The 19,878-nt window shown below is 35.4% G+C and carries 19 protein-coding genes; 10 read left to right on the top strand and 9 right to left on the bottom strand.

Annotation, left to right across the window (positions count from 1 at the left end; genetic code table 11):
• Positions 1-46 precede the first annotated feature (46 nt).
• From fabG to VB248_RS20730, 4 genes are all read left to right on the top strand, one after another.
• On the top strand, positions 47-793 hold the full coding sequence (gene fabG, locus VB248_RS20745; protein WP_323298751.1) for a 3-oxoacyl-[acyl-carrier-protein] reductase: 747 nt from the start codon (positions 47-49) through the stop codon (positions 791-793).
• Between the two features lie 112 nt (positions 794-905).
• A complete protein-coding gene (locus VB248_RS20740; RefSeq protein ID WP_323298750.1) occupies positions 906-2,987 on the top strand; it encodes a vWA domain-containing protein in 2,082 nt (693 codons plus the stop codon).
• Positions 2,988-3,172: 185 nt separating this feature from the next.
• On the top strand, positions 3,173-4,483 hold the full coding sequence (locus tag VB248_RS20735) for an alpha/beta hydrolase family protein (RefSeq protein WP_323298749.1): 1,311 nt from the start codon (positions 3,173-3,175) through the stop codon (positions 4,481-4,483).
• Between the two features lie 76 nt (positions 4,484-4,559).
• Complete coding sequence (locus VB248_RS20730; RefSeq protein ID WP_323298748.1) at positions 4,560-5,162, top strand: trimeric intracellular cation channel family protein; 603 nt, start codon at positions 4,560-4,562, stop codon at positions 5,160-5,162.
• Between the two features lie 49 nt (positions 5,163-5,211).
• On the opposite strand, the gene katG is transcribed toward VB248_RS20730, so the two are convergent.
• Positions 5,212-7,443 (bottom strand): catalase/peroxidase HPI, encoded by a 2,232-nt coding sequence (gene katG / locus VB248_RS20725; protein WP_323298747.1) that lies wholly within the window; start codon positions 7,441-7,443, stop codon positions 5,212-5,214.
• A gap of 1,114 nt (positions 7,444-8,557) precedes the next feature.
• Here katG and VB248_RS20720 point away from each other — a divergent pair.
• The 3 genes from VB248_RS20720 to VB248_RS20710 all read left to right on the top strand — a co-directional run bounded on the left by VB248_RS20720 (position 8,558) and on the right by VB248_RS20710 (position 9,595).
• A complete protein-coding gene (locus VB248_RS20720; RefSeq protein WP_323298746.1) occupies positions 8,558-8,806 on the top strand; it encodes a hypothetical protein in 249 nt (82 codons plus the stop codon).
• 165 nt (positions 8,807-8,971) lie between these two features.
• The gene (locus VB248_RS20715) at positions 8,972-9,304 is read left to right on the top strand and encodes a hypothetical protein (RefSeq protein WP_323298745.1); all 333 of its coding nucleotides are present in this window, start codon (positions 8,972-8,974) and stop codon (positions 9,302-9,304) included.
• A gap of 45 nt (positions 9,305-9,349) precedes the next feature.
• Positions 9,350-9,595, top strand: coding sequence for a hypothetical protein (locus VB248_RS20710; RefSeq protein WP_323298744.1), 246 nt, complete (start codon positions 9,350-9,352; stop codon positions 9,593-9,595).
• Positions 9,596-9,706: 111 nt separating this feature from the next.
• On the opposite strand, the gene VB248_RS20705 is transcribed toward VB248_RS20710, so the two are convergent.
• The 3 genes from VB248_RS20705 to VB248_RS20695 form a co-directional block, all read right to left on the bottom strand.
• The gene (locus VB248_RS20705; RefSeq protein WP_323298743.1) at positions 9,707-10,666 is read right to left on the bottom strand and encodes a VOC family protein; all 960 of its coding nucleotides are present in this window, start codon (positions 10,664-10,666) and stop codon (positions 9,707-9,709) included.
• 37 nt (positions 10,667-10,703) lie between these two features.
• Positions 10,704-11,051, bottom strand: coding sequence for a cupin domain-containing protein (locus tag VB248_RS20700; RefSeq protein WP_323298742.1), 348 nt, complete (start codon positions 11,049-11,051; stop codon positions 10,704-10,706).
• Positions 11,052-11,243: 192 nt separating this feature from the next.
• Positions 11,244-12,122, bottom strand: a complete 879-nt coding sequence (locus tag VB248_RS20695; RefSeq protein WP_323298741.1) for an AraC family transcriptional regulator — start codon at positions 12,120-12,122, stop codon at positions 11,244-11,246.
• Between the two features lie 204 nt (positions 12,123-12,326).
• Here VB248_RS20695 and VB248_RS20690 point away from each other — a divergent pair, with 204 nt between their 5' ends.
• Together VB248_RS20690 and VB248_RS20685 are read left to right on the top strand one after the other, a co-directional pair.
• Positions 12,327-13,310 (top strand): ring-cleaving dioxygenase, encoded by a 984-nt coding sequence (locus VB248_RS20690; protein WP_323298740.1) that lies wholly within the window; start codon positions 12,327-12,329, stop codon positions 13,308-13,310.
• 128 nt (positions 13,311-13,438) lie between these two features.
• The gene (locus VB248_RS20685; protein ID WP_323298739.1) at positions 13,439-14,071 is read left to right on the top strand and encodes an alpha/beta hydrolase; all 633 of its coding nucleotides are present in this window, start codon (positions 13,439-13,441) and stop codon (positions 14,069-14,071) included.
• A gap of 49 nt (positions 14,072-14,120) precedes the next feature.
• Here the strand turns inward: VB248_RS20685 and VB248_RS20680 are convergent, their stop codons facing one another.
• Positions 14,121-14,744, bottom strand: a complete 624-nt coding sequence (locus VB248_RS20680) for an L-threonylcarbamoyladenylate synthase (protein ID WP_323298738.1) — start codon at positions 14,742-14,744, stop codon at positions 14,121-14,123.
• A gap of 38 nt (positions 14,745-14,782) precedes the next feature.
• Here VB248_RS20680 and VB248_RS20675 point away from each other — a divergent pair, with 38 nt between their 5' ends.
• Positions 14,783-15,919 carry a glycosyltransferase gene (locus tag VB248_RS20675; RefSeq protein WP_323298737.1) on the top strand — a complete coding sequence of 379 codons (1,137 nt, stop codon included), beginning with the start codon at positions 14,783-14,785 and terminating at the stop codon, positions 15,917-15,919.
• Here the strand turns inward: VB248_RS20675 and VB248_RS20670 are convergent.
• The 4 genes from VB248_RS20670 to mltG form a co-directional block, all read right to left on the bottom strand.
• Positions 15,887-16,849, bottom strand: coding sequence for a glycosyltransferase family 2 protein (locus VB248_RS20670; protein ID WP_323298736.1), 963 nt, complete (start codon positions 16,847-16,849; stop codon positions 15,887-15,889). The genes VB248_RS20675 and VB248_RS20670 overlap by 33 nt on opposite strands.
• A 250-nt stretch (positions 16,850-17,099) precedes the next feature.
• Positions 17,100-18,035, bottom strand: a complete 936-nt coding sequence (locus VB248_RS20665) for a YihY/virulence factor BrkB family protein (RefSeq protein ID WP_323298735.1) — start codon at positions 18,033-18,035, stop codon at positions 17,100-17,102.
• A gap of 49 nt (positions 18,036-18,084) precedes the next feature.
• A complete protein-coding gene (locus VB248_RS20660) occupies positions 18,085-18,492 on the bottom strand; it encodes an acyl-CoA thioesterase (RefSeq protein WP_323298734.1) in 408 nt (135 codons plus the stop codon).
• A 251-nt stretch (positions 18,493-18,743) separates the two neighbouring features.
• Positions 18,744-19,784, bottom strand: coding sequence for an endolytic transglycosylase MltG (gene mltG, locus VB248_RS20655; protein ID WP_323298733.1), 1,041 nt, complete (start codon positions 19,782-19,784; stop codon positions 18,744-18,746).
• Positions 19,785-19,878: the final 94 nt, after the last annotated feature.

The raw sequence follows: 19,878 nt of genomic DNA, 5'->3' as shown, positions 1-19,878 counted from the left end.
GTTGTGCTATTTTTGAGCTTTGGAAATAACAATTAATTCAAAATAAATGGCATTATTAACTAACAAGGTGGTCTTGGTAACGGGTGCTTCAAGAGGCATCGGTCGGGCAATTGCCTTTAAAATGGCTCAAGAAGGGGCAAATGTTGCTTTTACTTATCTTTCATCTGTGGAAAAAGGTCAGGCTTTAGAAGCAGAATTATCGGCTTTAGGTGTTAAAGCAGTTGGCTATCGTTCGGATGCTTCTGATTACAAACAAGCAGAAGATTTGATGAATTCAGTAGTAGCTGATTTCGGGAAAATTGATGTATTAGTAAACAATGCAGGTATCACCAAAGATGGCTTGTTGATGCGTATGACAGAAGAGCAATGGGATTCTGTGATTCAAGTAAACTTGAAATCTGTTTTTAACCTTACTAAAGCAGCTACAAAACCTATGATGAAAGCAAAGGCTGGTTCTATTATCAACCTTACTTCTGTGGTAGGTATTCGTGGAAATGCTGGTCAAGCAAATTATGCAGCCTCTAAAGCAGGTATTATTGGTTTTACTAAATCTGTCGCTTTAGAATTAGGTTCAAGAAATATTCGTTCAAATGCCATCGCTCCTGGTTTTATCGAAACCGAAATGACTGGCGAATTAAATGCTGCGGCTACTGAAGAATGGAAAAAATCTATTCCTTTGAAACGTGGCGGACAACCTGAAGAAGTAGCAGACGCTTGTGTTTTCTTAGCTTCGGATATGTCTCGTTATATCACTGGTCAAGTATTACAAGTTGATGGTGGTATGTTGACGTAGTGAATGAATGAGTGATTTAGTGGTTCATTTAAAAACAGTCACTAAATCACTCATTCACTAATTCACAATTATTTTCTACCTATTTTGATAAGAGACAACAAACAACCCCAACATGAAATTCGATTTTCTCTTTCAATCCTCTCCTTGGTTTATTCCGCTTTGTCTTTTGGTTGGTGGCGTTTATGCTTTTGTTCTCTACCAAAAAAATACGCATTGGACTAAATCCCAAAATTATTTATTGGCTGCTTTCAGATTTGTGTCTGTCAGTGTGCTGTCCTTGCTTTTACTTAGCTTTTTGATTCGTCAAATCACACAAGTTACTCAAAAAAAGACAGTCGTTTTTGCCATTGATAATTCTTCATCTCTCAATATCGTTGGACAAAAAACACTTACTGAACTCAAAAATAGCCTTAATGATTTAAAAGAAAGTTTAGAAAATAAAGAATACCAAGTAGATTTTGCTACCTTCGACGAGCAGAAACCTCAAGACCTCAACAGCATTCAATTCAATAAAGCTACCAGTAACCTTTCACAGTTACTTTCTGGTATTAAAAATACTTTTGAAGACCAAAATCTAACAGATGTAGTTTTGGTTTCAGATGGAATTTTCAATGAAGGAATTTCGCCTGCTTCCGAAAACTTCAATTTTGTAGTCAACACTGTCGGTTTGGGCGATACTATTCCCAAAAAAGACGTAGCCATCAAAACCGTTTACGCCAATAAAATTGCCTACTTGGGTAATAAATTTCCTGTGCAGGCAGATATTTCTGCTTTTGGTTTTTCGGGAAAAACAGCCAATGTGTATTTGAAACAAGCAGGAAAAATTATTGATAAACAAGTACTGAGTTTTCAGCAAAATGATGATTTTAAAAGCATAACATTCAATGCAACGGCTTCGCAAATTGGCGTTCAGCATTTGACTGTTGAGGTAGATTTTCTGAATGGAGAATTTACTAATCGTAACAATCGTCAAGACGTTTATGTAGAAGTAATTGATGGAAAAGAGAAAATTTTACTCTTGGCACTTGCTCCGCATCCAGACGTAAAAGCCTTGAAAAGTATCATCGAAAAAAATGAAAATTATGAAGTAGATGTAAAAATTCTAACCGAAAATGCGAATCCTGATGTACTTTCTAAGAATTATAATTTACTGATTTTACACCAATTACCCGATGTAGAAGATACTTATGAGAACGTTTATCAGCCTTTAATTGCCAAAGGAATTCCTACTTTTTTAGTTTTGGGAAATCAATCTGGTGTGAACCAATTGAACCAATGGAATCAGTTAGTAAAAATCAATACTGATTTTGGAGAAATCGACAAAGTAACAGGCGTTTTTAACAAGAATTTTAAATCGTTAAATTTTGAATCGAATCAATTAGACATCGTTTCAAAGTTTTCGCCTATTTCAGTTCCTTTTGGTGAATATACTTTGTTGCCCAATACAGAAGTTGTTCTGTACCAAAAAGTAGGGAACACGCAAACTCCCAATCCTTTATTAGCTGTCGGTACAGGTGCAAAAAAATCGGCGATTTTTATGGGTGAAGGACTTTGGAATTGGCGTTTGGAAGAATACCAACTCACAGAAAAACAAGTGGTAGTGGACGACATTATTACTAAAGTTTTACAATATATTTCAGCCAAAGACGACAAACGAAAACTAAGAGTATATCCTGTAAGAAATTTGTTATCGGTAGGAGAGAAGGTCGTTTTTGAAACGGAAATTTATAATGCCATTTACGAAAAACTTTATGATATACCGATAAAATTAGAAATCAAAGACGAGAAAGGCATTACTAAAACTTTTACTTATTCGACTTCTCCAGAAAATACCAAATTTGAAATCAGTACTTTACCCGCAGGCGTGTATCGCTACAAAGCCGTAGCAACAGTACTTGGTAAAACTGAGCAAGCTACGGGCGAATTTGTGATTAGAGATTTACAAATCGAAAATGCAAACCTGACGGCTGATTTTGATGAGTTAAGACAATTATCGAAAAAAACTGGCGGAACATTTTACAAGCACAATCAGTTTGAAACTTTGAAACAAGCAATACTGAATCATCAAGTACCTGATAAAATAGAAGCCACTGAAGACTTAAAAGAAATGATAAATCTTCGTTGGATATTTTTCTTGATACTTACTTTACTCACGGCTGAATGGGTAATTAGGAAGTACTTGGGAGGATATTGAGTTAGTTATGAATTTTGAATTATGATTTTTTTTGGCAATGATTGATAATTACGAATCAGTAACTTTTATTACTTCTTTAGTGATGTTTATTTCGTTAAATAGCTGACAAACAAATAATTAAGAAAAAAATAATAATCATCAATAACTATTTACCAATCACAAATTTATTACAATCTCAATCAACTATGAAACAAAATTTTAAACAATTGCTGAAAACGGCAGCTTTTGTGTTGTTGGTTTTAACGAGTGTTAAAACTACTTCACAAGCTCAAAAAACAGATTATGTCTTTGGCGATGCTATGCCTGATGCTCCCGAATTAGCTCCCAGAGGAGAATACAAAGTAGGAGTAAGAACACTTGAATTTGTGCATAAAGGACAAGTGGATATTCTGAAATCGAAAGCAGGCGTTGACCCACTTTATGATAGACCTTTGAAAGTAGAAGTTTGGTATCCAGCCAACTTGGCTGAAAATGAAAAAGAAGCTGTACTCTACGACCAAGTATTTGGTGTTTCAAACGACCCTAAACGTCCATTAATTCCTTTCAAATTTCCGGGTAGAGCGGCTCGTGATGCAAAACCGAGAACTGATGCAGGAGTTTTTCCTTTACTGATTGTGTCGCATGGTTACTTGGGTTCAAGATATTTGATGACTTATCTTACAGAAAATTTGGCTTCAAAAGGCTATGTTGTGGTGGCAATTGACCATACAGAATCTACTTATCGTGATGCTTCGCCTTTTCAGAGTACTTTATTGAATCGAGGAAAAGATATTTTGTTCGTCTTGAATCAAATGGCTGAATTGTCGAAAGCTAATAGTAAGAGCTTTTTGGCAGGATTAGCGGATGCCAATAATACGGCTTTGATTGGTTATTCAATGGGTGGTTATGGCGTGTTGAATGCCGCAGGAGCAGGGTATAGCCAGCAAGCGATTGGTTTGTTTTCTGCTTTGACGGGCGGTAGTAAAGCCATCGAAGTACGCTCTGCTGGTAATGCTGAGTATGCGGCTTCGCAAGATGCACGCATCAAAGCGGTAGTTGCTTTTGCTCCGTGGGGAATGCAACGTGGGGTTTGGGATGCCGAAGGACTAAAAGGCTTGAAAGTACCTACTTTTTTTGTAGCAGGAAATCAAGATGATATTTCGGGTTATGAAGATGGAATCAAGGCGATTTATAAAGGAACGATTAATAGCGACCGTTACTTGCTTACTTATATGAATGCCCGCCATAATGTAGCACCGAATCCACCACCAGCGGAGGCTTTTATTCCGGAACATGCCAGAGACTATTTTCATTATTCAGAACCTGCTTGGAACGAAAAACGCATCAATAATATCAACCAACATTTTATCACAGCATTTTTAGGCATTCAGTTGAAACAAAAAGATTTTGGGAAGTACTTGTCGGTACAAGCGAATTCAAACGAAAAGAACTGGACAGGTTTTCCGCCACGTTCGTCAGTTGGTTTAGAATTATTACACGAAGTACCAGTGAAATAATTTAATTTTGCAGATAACTCAGTATGACTTGATGATTACCCAGAAGTAATCATCAAGTCTTTTTTTATTAAAGATTATGGAATTTTTTACGATTATTAATATTGGCGGAACGATTGCTTTTGCTGTTTCGGGTACTTTGGCTGGCATCAGAAAACAATTGGATATTTTTGGTTTATCAGTAATCGCTTTCGTGACTTCTATTGGTGGAGGAACGATTCGTGATGTTTTGATTGGACATTTTCCTGTAAGATGGTTGCTCGATTCTTCTGTGATTTTGTTGATTATTGGCATTGCTGTACTTACAATACTCTTTAAAAATCATATTGAAAAATTGGATAAAACCCTAACACTCTTCGACTCGCTGGGTTTAGGATTTTTTACTTTAAGAGGAATCCAAGAAGGACTTGCCATTGATTTGGACTTGATGGCTTGTATTATTTTAGGAACAATTACGGCTTGTTTTGGTGGTGTAATTCGAGATACTTTTTTGAATGAAATCCCGACACTTTTCAAGAAAGAGATTTATGCAACAGCTTGTATTATCGGTGGTTTGTTGTACTTTTTGCTCAGAAAAATAGGTTTGCCGACAGAATTAGTCGAAACTTTAACAGTGATGAGTATCGTAGGAATTAGGCTTTTTGCAGTAAAGAAAAATATTTCTTTGCCTAAAATAAAATAGGGCTGAGAAAATCCTCAGCCCTAATGGTTTTTAAAATTCTAAAGTATTACTACAAATCGAAACGGTCAAGGTTCATTACTTTTGTCCATGCAGCTACAAAGTCTTTTACGAATTTATCTTGTCCGTCAGCACAAGCATATACTTCGGCAATGGCTCTAAGCTCAGAGTTTGAACCAAAAATCAAATCTGCTCTTGTTCCTGTCCATTTTACTTCTCCGTTTTTACGGCTACGTCCTAAGAATACCTCTTGGTCGTTTGAAATAGCACTCCAAGTAGTTCCTAAGTCAAGTAAATTCACAAAGAAATCATTCGTCAATGTTTGTGGACGTTTGGTAAATACACCATGTGAAGACTGGTCGAAATTAGTATTCAACACACGCAAACCACCTACTAAAACAGTCATTTCAGGAGCAGTAAGCGTCATTAACTGTGCTTTATCTACCAACATTTCTTCCGTAGAAATACTGTATTGTTTCTTTTTATAATTGCGGAAACCATCGGCAATTGGTTCAAGTACAGCAAATGATTCAACATCAGTTTGTTCAGCCGAAGCATCGGTACGTCCTGCTGTAAATGGTACTGTAATTTCATAACCTGCATTTTTCGCTGCTTGTTCGATACCCACATTACCAGCCAACACGATAAGGTCTGCTAATGACACCTTTTTAGCTCCCGTTTGAATACCGTTGAATTCACCTTGAATACTCTCAAGTGTTTGAAGTACTTTAGCTAAAGAAGCAGGATTATTTACTTCCCAATCTTTTTGTGGAGCTAAACGAACACGAGCACCATTAGCACCACCACGTTTGTCTGAGCCACGGAAAGTTGAAGCAGAAGCCCATGCAGTTGATACCAATTCCGAAACAGACAAGCCAGAAGCTGCGATATTTGCTTTCAAGGCTGCAATATCGTTTTCATCAACAAGTTCATGGTCAACAGCAGGGATTGGGTCTTGCCAAATCAAATCTTCTGCTGGTACTTCATTTCCTAAATAAAGTACTTTTGGCCCCATGTCACGGTGCGTTAATTTAAACCAAGCACGAGCAAAAGCGTCTGCAAAAGCTTCTGGGTTTTCATGGAAATGTCTTGAGATTTTTTCATAAGCAGGGTCTAATCTCAAAGCCAAATCGGTTGTGAACATGATTGGAGCATGGCGTTTACTGGCATCGTGTGCATCAGGAACGAGGTCTGTTGCTACTCCACCTTTTGGTGTCCACTGATGAGCTCCAGCAGGGCTTTTCGTCAATTCCCAGTCATAACCAAATAAGTTATCAAAGTAACCATTACTCCATTGTGTTGGCGTACTTGTCCAAGCACCTTCCAAACCACTTGTGATAGTATAACCACCATTACCACTGCCATAAGTATTTTTCCAGCCAAGTCCTTGTTCTTCAATACCTGCTGCCGCTGGTTCTGGACCAACATATTTACTTGGGTCTGCGGCTCCATGAGCTTTACCAAAAGTATGTCCACCTGCAATCAAAGCAACCGTTTCTTCGTCGTTCATAGCCATACGTGCAAAAGTCTCACGAATGTCACGAGCCGCCGCTAATGGGTCTGGAGTACCATTTGGTCCTTCTGGGTTTACATAAATTAATCCCATTTGTACAGCCGCTAATGGATTTTCTAATTCACGATCGCCAGAGTATCTTTTGTCGTCCAACCATTTTCCTTCTGAACCCCAATAAATATCTTCTTCTGGTTCCCAAACATCTATACGACCACCACCAAATCCAAAAGTTTTAAAGCCCATTGATTCTAATGCACAGTTACCTGCTAAAATCATCAAATCAGCCCAAGAGATTTTCTTACCATATTTTTGTTTAATTGGCCAAAGCAACAAACGAGCTTTATCCAAATTACCGTTGTCTGGCCAGCTATTCAAAGGAGCAAAACGCTGTGTACCAGCACCAGCACCACCACGACCATCAGCAGTACGATAAGTACCAGCACTGTGCCAAGCCATACGGATAAAGAAAGGGCCATAATGACCATAATCTGCTGGCCACCAATCCTGTGAAGTAGTCATTAAATCAACAATTTCTTGCTTAACAGTAGCCAAATCAAGCGATTTGAACTCCTCAGCATAATTGAAATCTTCACCCATTGGATTCGTCAAAGCAGAGTGTTGACGCAAAATATTTAGCCTTAATTGATTGGGCCACCAATCGTGATTTCTCGTACCACCGCCAGCGGTTTGCTTGATGATTGGGGTTGCACCTGTACCATGATTAAAAGGGCATTTGCCTGCTCCGTTTTGTGATGATGAATGTTGTTCCATGTCGATTTTAAAATTAATGTAATGATAAATTTTGAGGACTGCTTATTGATAGACTTAAAGTTTATTTCAGTTTTACAGATTTGATTGTTAGCGAATTAGCTTTTGAGGTTTTATTTTCTATTCTGTAAATATAGAAATTGCTCTGATTTTAAACTTTAAATCATTAATATTTTTTTAAGATTATATGTTATTTTTTTTATAATCAATGCTCAAAATTACATGGAAGAATTTTATAAATCAAATTGATAGTTTTTATATATGAATAGTTTAAATCTATATTGTATTATTTGTTTAAGATAATATCACAGCCGAAAGAAGTATAGGCTTGCCAATCAATTACTTATACGACTGAGGAGTTGAAATGGGTATTTTTAAATTAGAAATCGTAAAGTCTGAATTGTAAAAAGGTTTTATTGAAAATAAATTAGCAAAAAAAATATTGAGTGAGTCTTGATGGAAAAAAATGTAATCTTACAATAGACTTTTGTAAGGAAACAAAACAATTTTGTAAGCTTGCAATGACATTTTGTAAGATTACAAAAAAGTTTTGCAACCTTATTTCAAAGAAATAAAGGCAAGAAAATGTTCATGTAAACTTGCAAAAAATAATTGTAAGTCAGCAAAATGGTTTTTCATTCTTACAATAAACTTTTGCAGGCTTGCAATACAGCTTTGTAAGCTTACAGAGAATTATTGTAAGTCAGCAAAGTAGTTTTGTAAGGTTGCATAGAATCATTGTTAGTCAGCAATAAAATATAAAATGTTTGATTAAAATTCATGTCATCAGCCAAAATTAAAGCTTCAACTTTTATCGAAAATTTGTGTATTTTAGTGGGTGATTTGTTGATATAGTTTCAGAGGCAAGAGGGTGTTATCGAATTTCATTTAACATAGAAAGATTCAATAAATATCTCATAAATAGGAATTTAAGAGTAGGCTTACACTATCTCTTATTCGTATCATCACAAATAACCTAATATTTTGTTCCATCATCAATTATGATTGAACGTAATGGATAAGCTAATTCGCCAAATTATTTGTGGAGACACAAACAATGGCGATAAAAAAATAAAAGTGTAAAAAATTCATCAAACCATCAAACCCAAATAATCAAATGAAAGAAAATAACAAACTCGCTGAATTAACCTTAGAAGAACTACTAATAAAACAAAAAAAGGCAAAGGCTGCTTTTATAGGAGTGTGCATTGTGATGACAATTGCTTTAATTACTCTGGTTTATCTTGTTGTAAAAAGTAAAAATTATGTATTACTTGGTGTTGGAGGTGCTAGTGTTCTCACTCTTTTACCAAGTTTTATCGTTCTAAAACAAATAGATACCGAAATAAAATCACGTAAAGCTTAATCTATTGCCACTATTCATTTCTTCACGAACAATTCAACGAAATATTTGTGAAAACACAATAAAAATTCATTCAATAGGTCGGGACTTAAGTCCCGACCTATTGAATGAAAGGTTTTACCGGTGTTATTCACCTTAAACATATTTAAACTTTCTATCATTTATACTATGAAAACACTTCATACAGTTACCCAGCCAATACAATTTCCTACATTTTGGGATGAAGAATGGTTAAAAGTAGCCATTGATGAGTTAGACAGTCGAAAAATGACACCAGATGAAAAGGCATCGTTAGAGATTTTAATCGCACGCAATGCAGAATCTGTTAAGGCTGAGAGTAGAAAGATAAAACTAGCACGAGAAGCTGAAAACTTAGCTGTAAAAACTGAAACTGTAATAAAAGCACTATCAAAAGGGCTTGACATTGAAACAATTGCGGAGATTGCTGGCGTTTCTGCTGATTTTGTAGTATCTGTTCAACAACAGATTTCTTCAAAATAATTCTAAGCTTTTGTACTATTTTAATCATTCTTAAATTGTTGAATTATGAGTGCAGAACAAAGAGATAAATACGAACAAAGTTTAATCCACTATCTGGATATGAAAAATGTCATTGATACTGCTGTTGAAGAGGCTGTCGAAAAAGCTGTTGGAAAAGCCGTTAAAGCAACCCAAATTAATATCGCCAAAAGCCTTATTTCAATAGGTTTAGATAATGAGACCATTGCACAAGGTACAAATTTGACGACTGAACTAATAGAAAAACTACGGACTGAATTGAAGAAAGATTGATTTTCAGTTTCAACAATTAAATAAAATATCTGTAAAGACCCAATAACGATAGAGATAAATACAAAAGGTCGAGACGTAAGTCCCGACCTTTTGTTTGTAAAGCATAAAACATTATCCAATTTTGGGCAAGTTAGCCTCTATTTCTTTGCGGTTTACTTCTTCCCATTCGGGTAAAAGTAAATGTTCACCTAATTCTTCTTCTGCTTCGTCAACGGTAAAGCCCGGTGCGAGTGTTGCCATTTCAAACCACATTCCGGCATAAGGACGAAAGTAAACTGAATGAAAATACTTGCGGTCTTTCATATCAGTAGGTACAAAACCTTTTTCAATCATTCTTTCACGCATTGCCATTAGGGCAGCGTCGTCTTCAACAATCCATGCTACGTGATGAACTGTACCAATGCCATTGCGTCCATGAGCAGTATTTTCATCCAAACGCATTTCAAGATACATTCCAGCACCACCACCGTTTACGTTCAAGCGTACTCTGTTGTTTTCTTGGGCGGCGATAGTCATATTCATTTCTGCTTGTAAAAAATCAAGCATCAATTCCCAATGTTCGGGTGCAATCGAAAGCGTAACGTGGTGAATACCTTTTACGCCAACGGCTTCGGTAATTTCTGTTTCATCTGGACTAATCCATGTTTTACGAGTATCAGTATCATCGCCAATCAATTCGATTTGTAAGCCCGAAGGGTCACGAAACCAAAGGTAAGATTGTCCGAAACGTTTACCGTGCAAGACGCTTGTGCCTTGTTCAGTCAAGCGTTTTTCCCAAAATGGAAGTGCCGATGCTGGTACAGAAAGAGCCGTAGCGATAATTAATCCTGTTCCTTCTTCGCCTTGTTTTACATTGGGCTGTCCTTTATAAGGGAAGGTGGTGAAAATGGTACTTGGAGTACCAACTTGGTCGCCATAATAGAAATGATAGACGTTATGATTATCGAAATTGACTGTTTTCTTAATCAATCTCATTCCTAAAGTATGTGTATAAAATTGATAATCTGCTTGGGCATCATTTACCGTAGCTGTTACGTGATGAATACCTTTTATAAAATCTGAAGTTTTCATAATTAATGAATGTTTAATGTTATTTTGATTGATGTTTTTAAAAGCGAATAAATAATGACCTTCTGCGTTTGGCTTCAATGTTTCGGGTGCGATGTCCTTTTCCCCAAGTATCTTCTACCAATAAAATGTCTCCTCCGTAGAAAGTTCTTTTTTCTCCATCTGATGTTTCAATTTCTATTGCTCCATCCAGTAAAACAATGTACTGTCGGGCTGGTGCGTGATGGAAATCCCAATCGTAAGTAGCTTCATTTTCTCTGAAAATCAAGTCTGAAACAGGTTGTAAATCAGACAAATCGCCAATTGTTCCTTTTTTTTCTAAAAGAATATCCAAAACTTCAAAGTGCGATTCTCCTGTTTGGTCGGCATATATTTTTGTTACTTTCATCTCTTTGTTTGTTTGTGACAAAGTTAGAGCAAGGACAAAGCCCAGAAAATAGAAAAACCATGATTTATGTTGTCAAAATCATGGTTTTTCTGAAATCTAATAATAGAAGAGTGATTGGTGATTAGTTGTGCTTGCTTAAAACAATATTAATTAAATCTCAAAACTCCGCACTCAACATTCAACATTTTTAAATCATTCCCTCATTTCCCTAAAAGTAGAAAATGAAATACCTTCACATTTTTTGAAGAATTTACTAAACTGTGCTGCATCTTCATAGCCCAGTGAGTAGGCAATTTCTTTGGCAGACATTTCCGAAAAACGGGCCAATCGTTTGGCTTCTAAAATCAAACGATTCATAATAAAATCTTTGGCAGAAGTACCTGTTTCTGATTTTATGATTTCGTTGAGATAATTACTCGTCAAGTGTTGCGAATCGGCATAATCTGCTACTTGATGCCACGCTCTGAAATGTTTTTCTACATCATTTTTAAAATGCCTCACAATATCTGCCTGACGTTTATCAAGCTTGATATTTTTTTCTTGATTTTCATACTTTAGACGATTGCACTCTAATAAAAATAGCTTCAACCATGCCCCGACGGCTTCCCATTGATAAGGCTGTTGCTTGTTGATTTCGCTTTTGAATTTTTCAAAAAAAGGTAAAATTCTTTCCATATCAGTCGCTGTGAGTGATAAAGGTTTGGATTCATCACAATTAAAAAACAAAGACATTTCTGTCAATGCCTCGGGCGAAATACTGTACTTTAATAAAAAGTCGGGCGTAAACATCATTACATGACCTTTTAATAAAGCTAAAGTATCGGGTTCAACTTCGAGTTGATGAATTTGCTCAGGTGAAACAAAATAAACTGTATGAGCTTTTAAAGCATAATTTTTAAAGTCAATTTGATGTGTCCCCACTCCGTTTTCGAGGGCAATCACCGTAAAAAAATTATGTCGGTGTGGCTGTACCTCTTTTGAGGGTTTAGTTCTTTCCATTTCAATTGCCTCCATGCTTTTATAAACAAAGGGAGCTTGAAGTTGTTGTATTCTAATTGTTGAATTCATCATGTTTAGGGTTAAAATTGAGTGAAAGGTAATATCAATTTTAAGAGTAAACAGTTCGCAGGCTGATTTTATCCATTTTGATGAAATATTTCTCATAAAAAATCACAATCCGTTATTTTGACAAGAGCTACCCTCTTTTTGCCATTTCTATGCCTTTATAATTGATATACCTTTGAATCATTAAAACATCACAAAAAGGACAAGAAAATGAAAACTCCATTAATAACAGGTTTGCATCACATTACAGCAATGGCTTCAGACCCACAAGTAAATCTTGATTTTTATGCAGGCTTTTTAGGCTTACGTTTAGTGAAAAAAACAGTTAATTTCGACGCTCCAGATGTTTATCACCTTTATTATGGCGACGAAACTGGTAATGCAGGAAGTATTATGACTTTCTTCCCATTTGGGGCAAGTCCTTACAGAGGAAAGCATGGAACAGGACAAGCCGCAACGACTTCGTTTTCAATTCCGATGAATGCGATTGACTATTGGATGAAACGTTTTGAGCAATACGATATTAAATACAAACACCCACAAAGTCGTTTCAACGAAGCGGTTATTTATTTTGAAGACCCAGACGGCTTGGGTTTAGAATTGGTTGCCAACGATACTGATACTCGCTCGCCATTCACTTATGGACATATTCCTGCTGAATTTGCTATCCGTGGTTTTTGGGGAAGTGAATTATGGGAAACCAGTTACGAACGCACAGAAGCACTATTAACAGGTCATTTAGGTTATAAATTTATCGGTGAAGCAGGCGTAAGAAGACGTTATGTCCCTGAAAACGCCGCAGGCGAATTAGCTGGAAAATATGTAGATATTCTTTGGGATTCAAACCAAAGATATGGACAAGGTGGTATTGGTACAGTGCATCATATTGCTTTTGATACGCCAACTGATGAAACACAACAAGCTGTCCGTGAAATTTTACTTTCAAAACATTACGTGCCAACACAAGTGCTTGACAGACAGTATTTTCATTCAATTTATTTTCGTGAACCGGGAGGCGTTTTATTTGAAGTAGCTACTACTCCTCCGGGATTTGTTTTAGATGAAACCGTCGAAAACTTGGGTACAGCTTTAAAATTACCACCTTGGCAAGAACGCAACAGAGGTCAAATTGAAAAATTATTACAGCCTATTTCTTTAGAAAAAACGTTAGAGAAATATGCTTTGAAAGTGTAAAAAATGACTTAGAGAGTGATTGGTAATTAGTAATTGGTGATTAGTTTTTCACTAATCATCAATTATTTATACTGAAAATATCACTTGTTCTATTGATTACTTATTCAATCCCAAAAAACATTATAATCATGGCAATTCATCAAATAGAAAATACCGTTTTCGCAGGAAAACCATTAGATACAGCTTCCAAAGTACTGATAATGATTCACGGAAGAGGAGCGAATGCTCAGAGTATTTTAAGCTTGGCAGAGCATTTATCTGTGAAAGATTTTGCTCTTGTTGCTCCAAATGCAACAGGCAATACTTGGTATCCACTAAGCTTTTTAGCTCCCGAAGCACAAAATGAACCTTATTTATCGTCGGCATTGAGTTTGGTAACCGATTTGGTAAATCAATTAAAAGCCCAAGGATTTCAATCAAAAGATATTTACTTCACGGGCTTTTCACAAGGAGCTTGTTTGACTTCTGAATTTTTGGGACGAAATGCCGAAAGATTTGGCGGAGCATTTATTTTCACTGGAGGACTTATTGGCGATAGCCTAAAAACCAATCGTTATCAAGGAAATTTTGAAGGTACGCCTATTTTTATAGGTTCGAGCAATCCAGATTTTCATGTACCTGTTGAAAGAGTATATGCCACTACCAATATTTTTAAAGATTTAGGGGCAAATGTTACCGAAAAAATCTACCCTAATATGGCACATACCATCATCGAAGATGAAATTAAAGAAGCGAATAAAATATTGGCTTTATCGGTATAGTAAAAAAATGTATTCCTTAGGTTACATTAAAAACCTAAGGAATACACCTTTAAACAAACACCGATAAATCTCCCAATCCTTGACGAATTATATCAAAGTCATCTGTGGTAGCATCTACAATGGTTGAAGGAATATTATTTCCATAACCGCCATCAATTACAATATCTACTTGATGCTGAAATTTCTCAAAAATTAATTCTGGGTCGGTTGAATACTCTACGATAGAATCATCGTCATGAATAGAAGTGGTAATAATTGGATTGCCTAATTCTTGGACAATCAAACGTGGAATTTCATTGTCTGGAATCCTGATACCTACTGTTTTTTTACTTTGTGAAAGTACTTTTGGTACTTTATTATTGCCTTCTAATATAAAAGTAAACGGCCCAGGCAAAGCTTTTTTCATTAATTTAAAACCTGCATTTGATACTTTAGCATAATCAGAAATGTGGCTTAAATCGTTGCAAATGAATGAAAAATTGTTTTTATTGGGCTTAATTCCTTTGATTTGACATATTCTCTCTACTGCACGAGTATTATGAATATCACAACCCATTCCATACACTGTATCGGTCGGATAAATAATTACACCACCGTCACGCAAGCAGGCTACGATTTGAGCTACCTTTCTCATATCCGTCCCTTTTTCATAAAGTCTTATAAATTCTGCCATGAGTTGTTTAGCTATGCTAATGATTAATTGTTTATAAAATGTTCTGGCACAAATCTTCACAAACTCGCCCCAAAGTACTCCATATTGCTACTGGCAATTACTCGCCAAGAGTGATTCAGAAAGAAGTCAGTAGTTTGGCTGCTACTTACGATGTCTATGTTTTACAGGCTGTCGGCTTGAACGACCGTGAAGAAAAAGCACAGATTTATCCTTTATCTTATTACCCTCAAATCTGGAAAAGAGTTCTCTTTAATTACCCAATTATATTGTATTATTTCTTTAAGATTCGTCCGCAAATCGTTCATTTACATCTTTGGGAACTCGTTCCCTTTGGCTGTTTTTGTAAGTTGTTTAACACCAAAATTATTTTAGATGTTTATGAAAATATGCACAAAAAAATCGCTTCCAAAGAACAATATAACCAGCGACTTTATAAACTCCTTTTTCAGTTTTTTGATAAAATTGCTCGGAAATACTTCTTCCTGATTTTCGCTGAAAATACTTATCTGACAAGTTATCCAAATCTTTCAAAACAACATACTGTTTTGTTGAATTATCCACGAATTGAGCAATTTTCTACGATTCAATTTAGACCAAACCTTCAAAAACCTACCATTTTTTATGTAGGACAGATTTCCGAAGAAAGGGCTTTTGATACAATTCTTAAAGCGATTTGTATCTTAAAAAATCAATTTTCAAATATTCAACTTAATCTTTTTGGTTACTTTAACAATGATGGATTTGCTCAAGTATTTCAAAGCTGGATTTCAGAAAATCATTTATCCGAAAATGTACATTACTTCGGTATGAAGGCTTTTGAAGAAACCGCTGAAATCTCAAAAGATGCTTTTGTAGGCTTGGCTTTATTGAAAGATTTTGGCGATTACAGAGATTCATATCCAACCAAAATGTTTGAATATATGGCAACAGCTTTGCCAGTAATTACTGCTGATTTTCCACATTGTTTGTCGGTGATTCAGCAAGCGAAATGTGGTTTTGGCATTAATTCAGAAGACGAAAATGCTTTGGTAAAAAAAATACTTTGGTTACTCAATCATCCGAAAGAAGCCCAAGCAATGGGAGAGGCTGGGAAAAAATCAGTCGAAAAATATTATAACTGGCGTAGCGAAGAAAAGAAATTATTAGACTTTTATCAGTCTATTCTTAATGCTTAAACAAAGCCGATAAGTTAAGTACAGGCGATTTATTGGGATTTTCAAAGTATTGAGTATCGTAAAAAAGTAAGTCAAAAAATTATGTCCGTTCAGTTGTTGCAATAATTCAATTACTTCATTGCCAGCGTCAAAATTCTCAGAAAAAACACATTGTCTGAGTACCAAATGTAATCTTTCAACTAAGGCTTTGTTTTCAGATGCTGAACGATTTAAAGCTAAAATTTTCTTGCAAACTTGTACTGTTGAAGGTACTAAATGGTTTTTCTTTTGGATAAACTTGGTAGAAAGCGAACCCGAAACAATGCGTTGTTGGGTTAAAATCTCGGGCAAGTATTTGTATTTCCAGTTACGAGACGAACGAATCCAGAAGTCAAAATCTTCATAAGCCAGTGTTTCATCATAACCTTTTAGTTCGTCGAATACTTCTTTTTTTATCATCATTGACGATGGTAAAATAAAAGATTTTCGGATTAATGCTTCATAAATATCTCCGCTCGGAACGTTTTGTTCAGCCTTATAAAAAGTCTTGAGATAAGTAGCATTTTCATCAATAAAATCAAGATTGGAGAATACGACACCCGTATCAGTAGTAGCATTTTCAAAGGCTTCAACTTGTTTACGAACTCTTTCGGGCAAGAGAATATCATCAGTCGCTAAATCAATGATATACTTTCCTTTAGCGTATTTTAAAGCCTGATTAAAGGATTTGCAATTGCCTAAATTGCGTTCATTGAAGATGATTTTTATTGAAGGGTGTTTTTGAGAAATGGCTAAAATTTTATTTCTACTGTCATCAGTGCTACAATCATCCATGATAATTAATTCAATAGCTTGATAACTCTGCTTGAGAACAGACTGGATTGAGGCTTCTATAAATTTTTCGTGATTGTAGCACAAAGCAATAATGCTAACCGTTGGCGTGAAAAACATAAATTATACGTAAAGAATGAATCTTTGGCATGATGTTGGCAAGGATGTATTTTGTAAAAATAAAAATGACGAAATCGTCAATTGATTTTTATGGGTTAGTGTTATTGAAAAGCCACTTTTTCTGAAAGGTGGCTTTCTTATTTTTTAGCCATAAAAATAAAGACATTACGCTAAGTATTAAATTTTAGGATTATATAAGTGTCTTATAATTAGGAATATAAAATGTTAGTCGTTATTTGCTAATGAATACTTAACTGTTGGTTTTCCTTTTGTTTTTATCCTTTTTATAAAGAGTTTGTACAATGCTTGCGTTGATTTCAAAGCCTAAAATCAGAATTAAGGCAATTAAATAAAGCCAAACCATAAGAGCAATGAATGTACCAATCGCCCCATAAAGGCGGTTGTATGAAGCAAAATTTGATAAGTAAAACGAAAATAAATTGGAAACTAAAATTGTAAGAATTGAGGCTGTGATTGAACCTGCATTAAAAAATTTCCATTTTTCATGAATCGCTGGAGCCCAGTAATAAATAATAGAAATAGTAATAAAGAAGATTAAGAAGATAACAAAATAAGTAAGAAACTGAAGTGCATAAAATGTAAAGTCTCGGTTTAATACGCCTTCATCGAACAAAAAATCTACTAAAAGTCTTCCCACAATCAGAAAGCCAATGGCTACCACTAATACAAAAGTGAGTAGAAAATTCAACATTACAGCAATGAGTCTGGCTTGAATAAAACCTCTTTTTTCAGACGTTTCATAAGTAAAGTTGAAGGCTCGCATCAATGCCATCATGCCACTTGTAGAAGCATACAAAGCAAAAATAAAACCCAGAGAAAGAACACCTCCACGAGGTTTACTCACAATTTCAATAATCGTTTCTTGGGCTTCATGAAAAATTCCTTTCGGTAGTACTTCCGATAATAGAGCAATAATTTTTAAATCAAGATGCTCGACGGGAATGTAAGGAATGAGAGAAAAAAGAAAAATGATAGTTGGAAAAATCGCCAAAGTAAAGTTATAGGCGACGGCGGCTGCACGCACGTCAATATCAAATTGTAGAATTTTACCAATCAAAACTTCTAAGATTTGATAAATTGTATCAGCTACATTTTCCAAATGAAAGCGTCTCAATAATAGGCGAAATCGTGCGAATTGCTTTGTATGTTTAATTTTCTCAAGCATTTTTCAAATTGATAGCAAATGGATAACATACTTCTAATTTCCCAAAGTGTTAGTCAAAAAAAGGCTTTAGTTTTTCCAACAATTCTTTGGGTGCGGTAGTCAAACGATTATTTTCCATTTTCACAAAAACCAAAGTCGTTTCTCCTTTGTGGACTAAAACGCCTTTCGTATTCAAAATTTCATAATGAAAAACAACTCTTGCCGCTGGAAGTGTTTTAATGGTAGTACGAATCGTCAGGAGTTCATCGTACAAAGCAGGAGCAATGTATTTTGAAGTATTCTCATAAACAGGCATCATCACTCCCGAATCTTCCATTGCTTTATAGCTAAAACCTAAGCTTCTAAGGGCTTCTACTCGTCCTATTTCATAAAGACGAGCATAGTTTCCATAATAGACATAGCCCATTTGGTCAGTATCGGCATAGCGTACTCGGTATTGGTATTCGTGTTGATACATTAGTTAAATTTTTTATTAGCCTTGAGCTATGAGCTATCAGCTTTGAGCTAATTAGTTCTGAATTGGCAAAAAATTATAAATATTTGTTCAGTTTTTAACTATATTTTGCTCAAAGTTTTGAGCTACGAGCTATAAGCTTTGAGTTAATAAATATTTATTCAGTCTTTAACTATCTTTTGCTCGTAGCTCGAATCTCACAGCTTACAGCTCAAATCTCATAGCTCACTGCTCAAAGCTCATAGCAAAAAAAGCTATTTTCTAATATTTAATTTATTCAAAGCTTCTTGATAAATGCGAGCATTGTTCAAATGGTCTTTGAATGTTTCGGCAAAATTATGGTAGCCAGAAAAATCTTCTTTGGCACAGAAATACATATACTTATGATGTTCGTAATTCAAAACGGCATCAATTGAAGCCAAATCTGGTAAGTTGATTGGACCAGGAGGCAAACCTACTACACGATAAGTATTGTAGGGAGAATTGATTTGTAATTGAGCTTTAGTAACTCTTTTAATCGAAAAATCTTGATGAGCAAAAATCACCGTTGGGTCGGCACCCAATGGCATATTGGCATTCAAGCGATTCATATAAACCCCCGCAACTCTTGGTTTTTCATCAGCTTTTTTTGTTTCTGCTTCTACGATTGAAGCCATAATTTGAGCTTTGATAGGGTCTAAACCAATTTCAGCCGCTTTTCTTTTACGCTCCTCTGTCCAGAATTTAGAGTACCAGCCTTTCATTGTATCCATAAAACCTTCTGGTGTAGTATTCCAATATACTTCATACGTATTTGGCAAAAACATACACATAATGGTCTCGTCCGTGAATCCATACTTACGAGCAATAGAAGTATCCTCAAGCATTCGAGCAAAAGTAGTAGAATCGAACTCAAAACGATTCCCAATTTTATGCACTAAATCTTTTTTCAAACGAATATTGTTGAAAGTAAGTCTGATAGGGTCTTGATTACCTGAGCGTAGCTTTTTAATCAATTCATAATTACCCATGTCAGCTTTAATCACGTATCTACCTTCACGAACGTGGTCTTTGTATTTCAACAGTTTTGCTAAAAATTTAAAAGAAAGTTCGTCTTTAACAATTTTATGTTTATTGAGTGAGTCCCAGACAACTTCAAAATTTGCACCTTTAGGAATCAGAAGGGCAAAACCTTTTTTCTCATCTACTTCATAGTTGGGCGTTTTTGTAATTTGCCAAACATAATATGAAAACATAGTTGCAAACAAAGCGAATGCAAGAAAGAAGTAGCGTAGTAATTTATTATTGGTTTGCATTGTAATAAAAATTGAAATAAACGCCAGGCGTTTTTGATGATTGTTTTTTGAATTTTGTTGAGGTTAAAAATTGTAGGGCAAAACTGTGTAAACT

The organism is Arcicella rigui (genome assembly GCF_034929435.1).
Taxonomy (GTDB): Bacteria; Bacteroidota; Bacteroidia; order Cytophagales; family Spirosomataceae; genus Arcicella; species Arcicella rigui.
The sequence above is the reverse complement of the archived record's forward strand: the minus strand, read 5'-3'. Positions and strand labels throughout refer to the sequence as shown.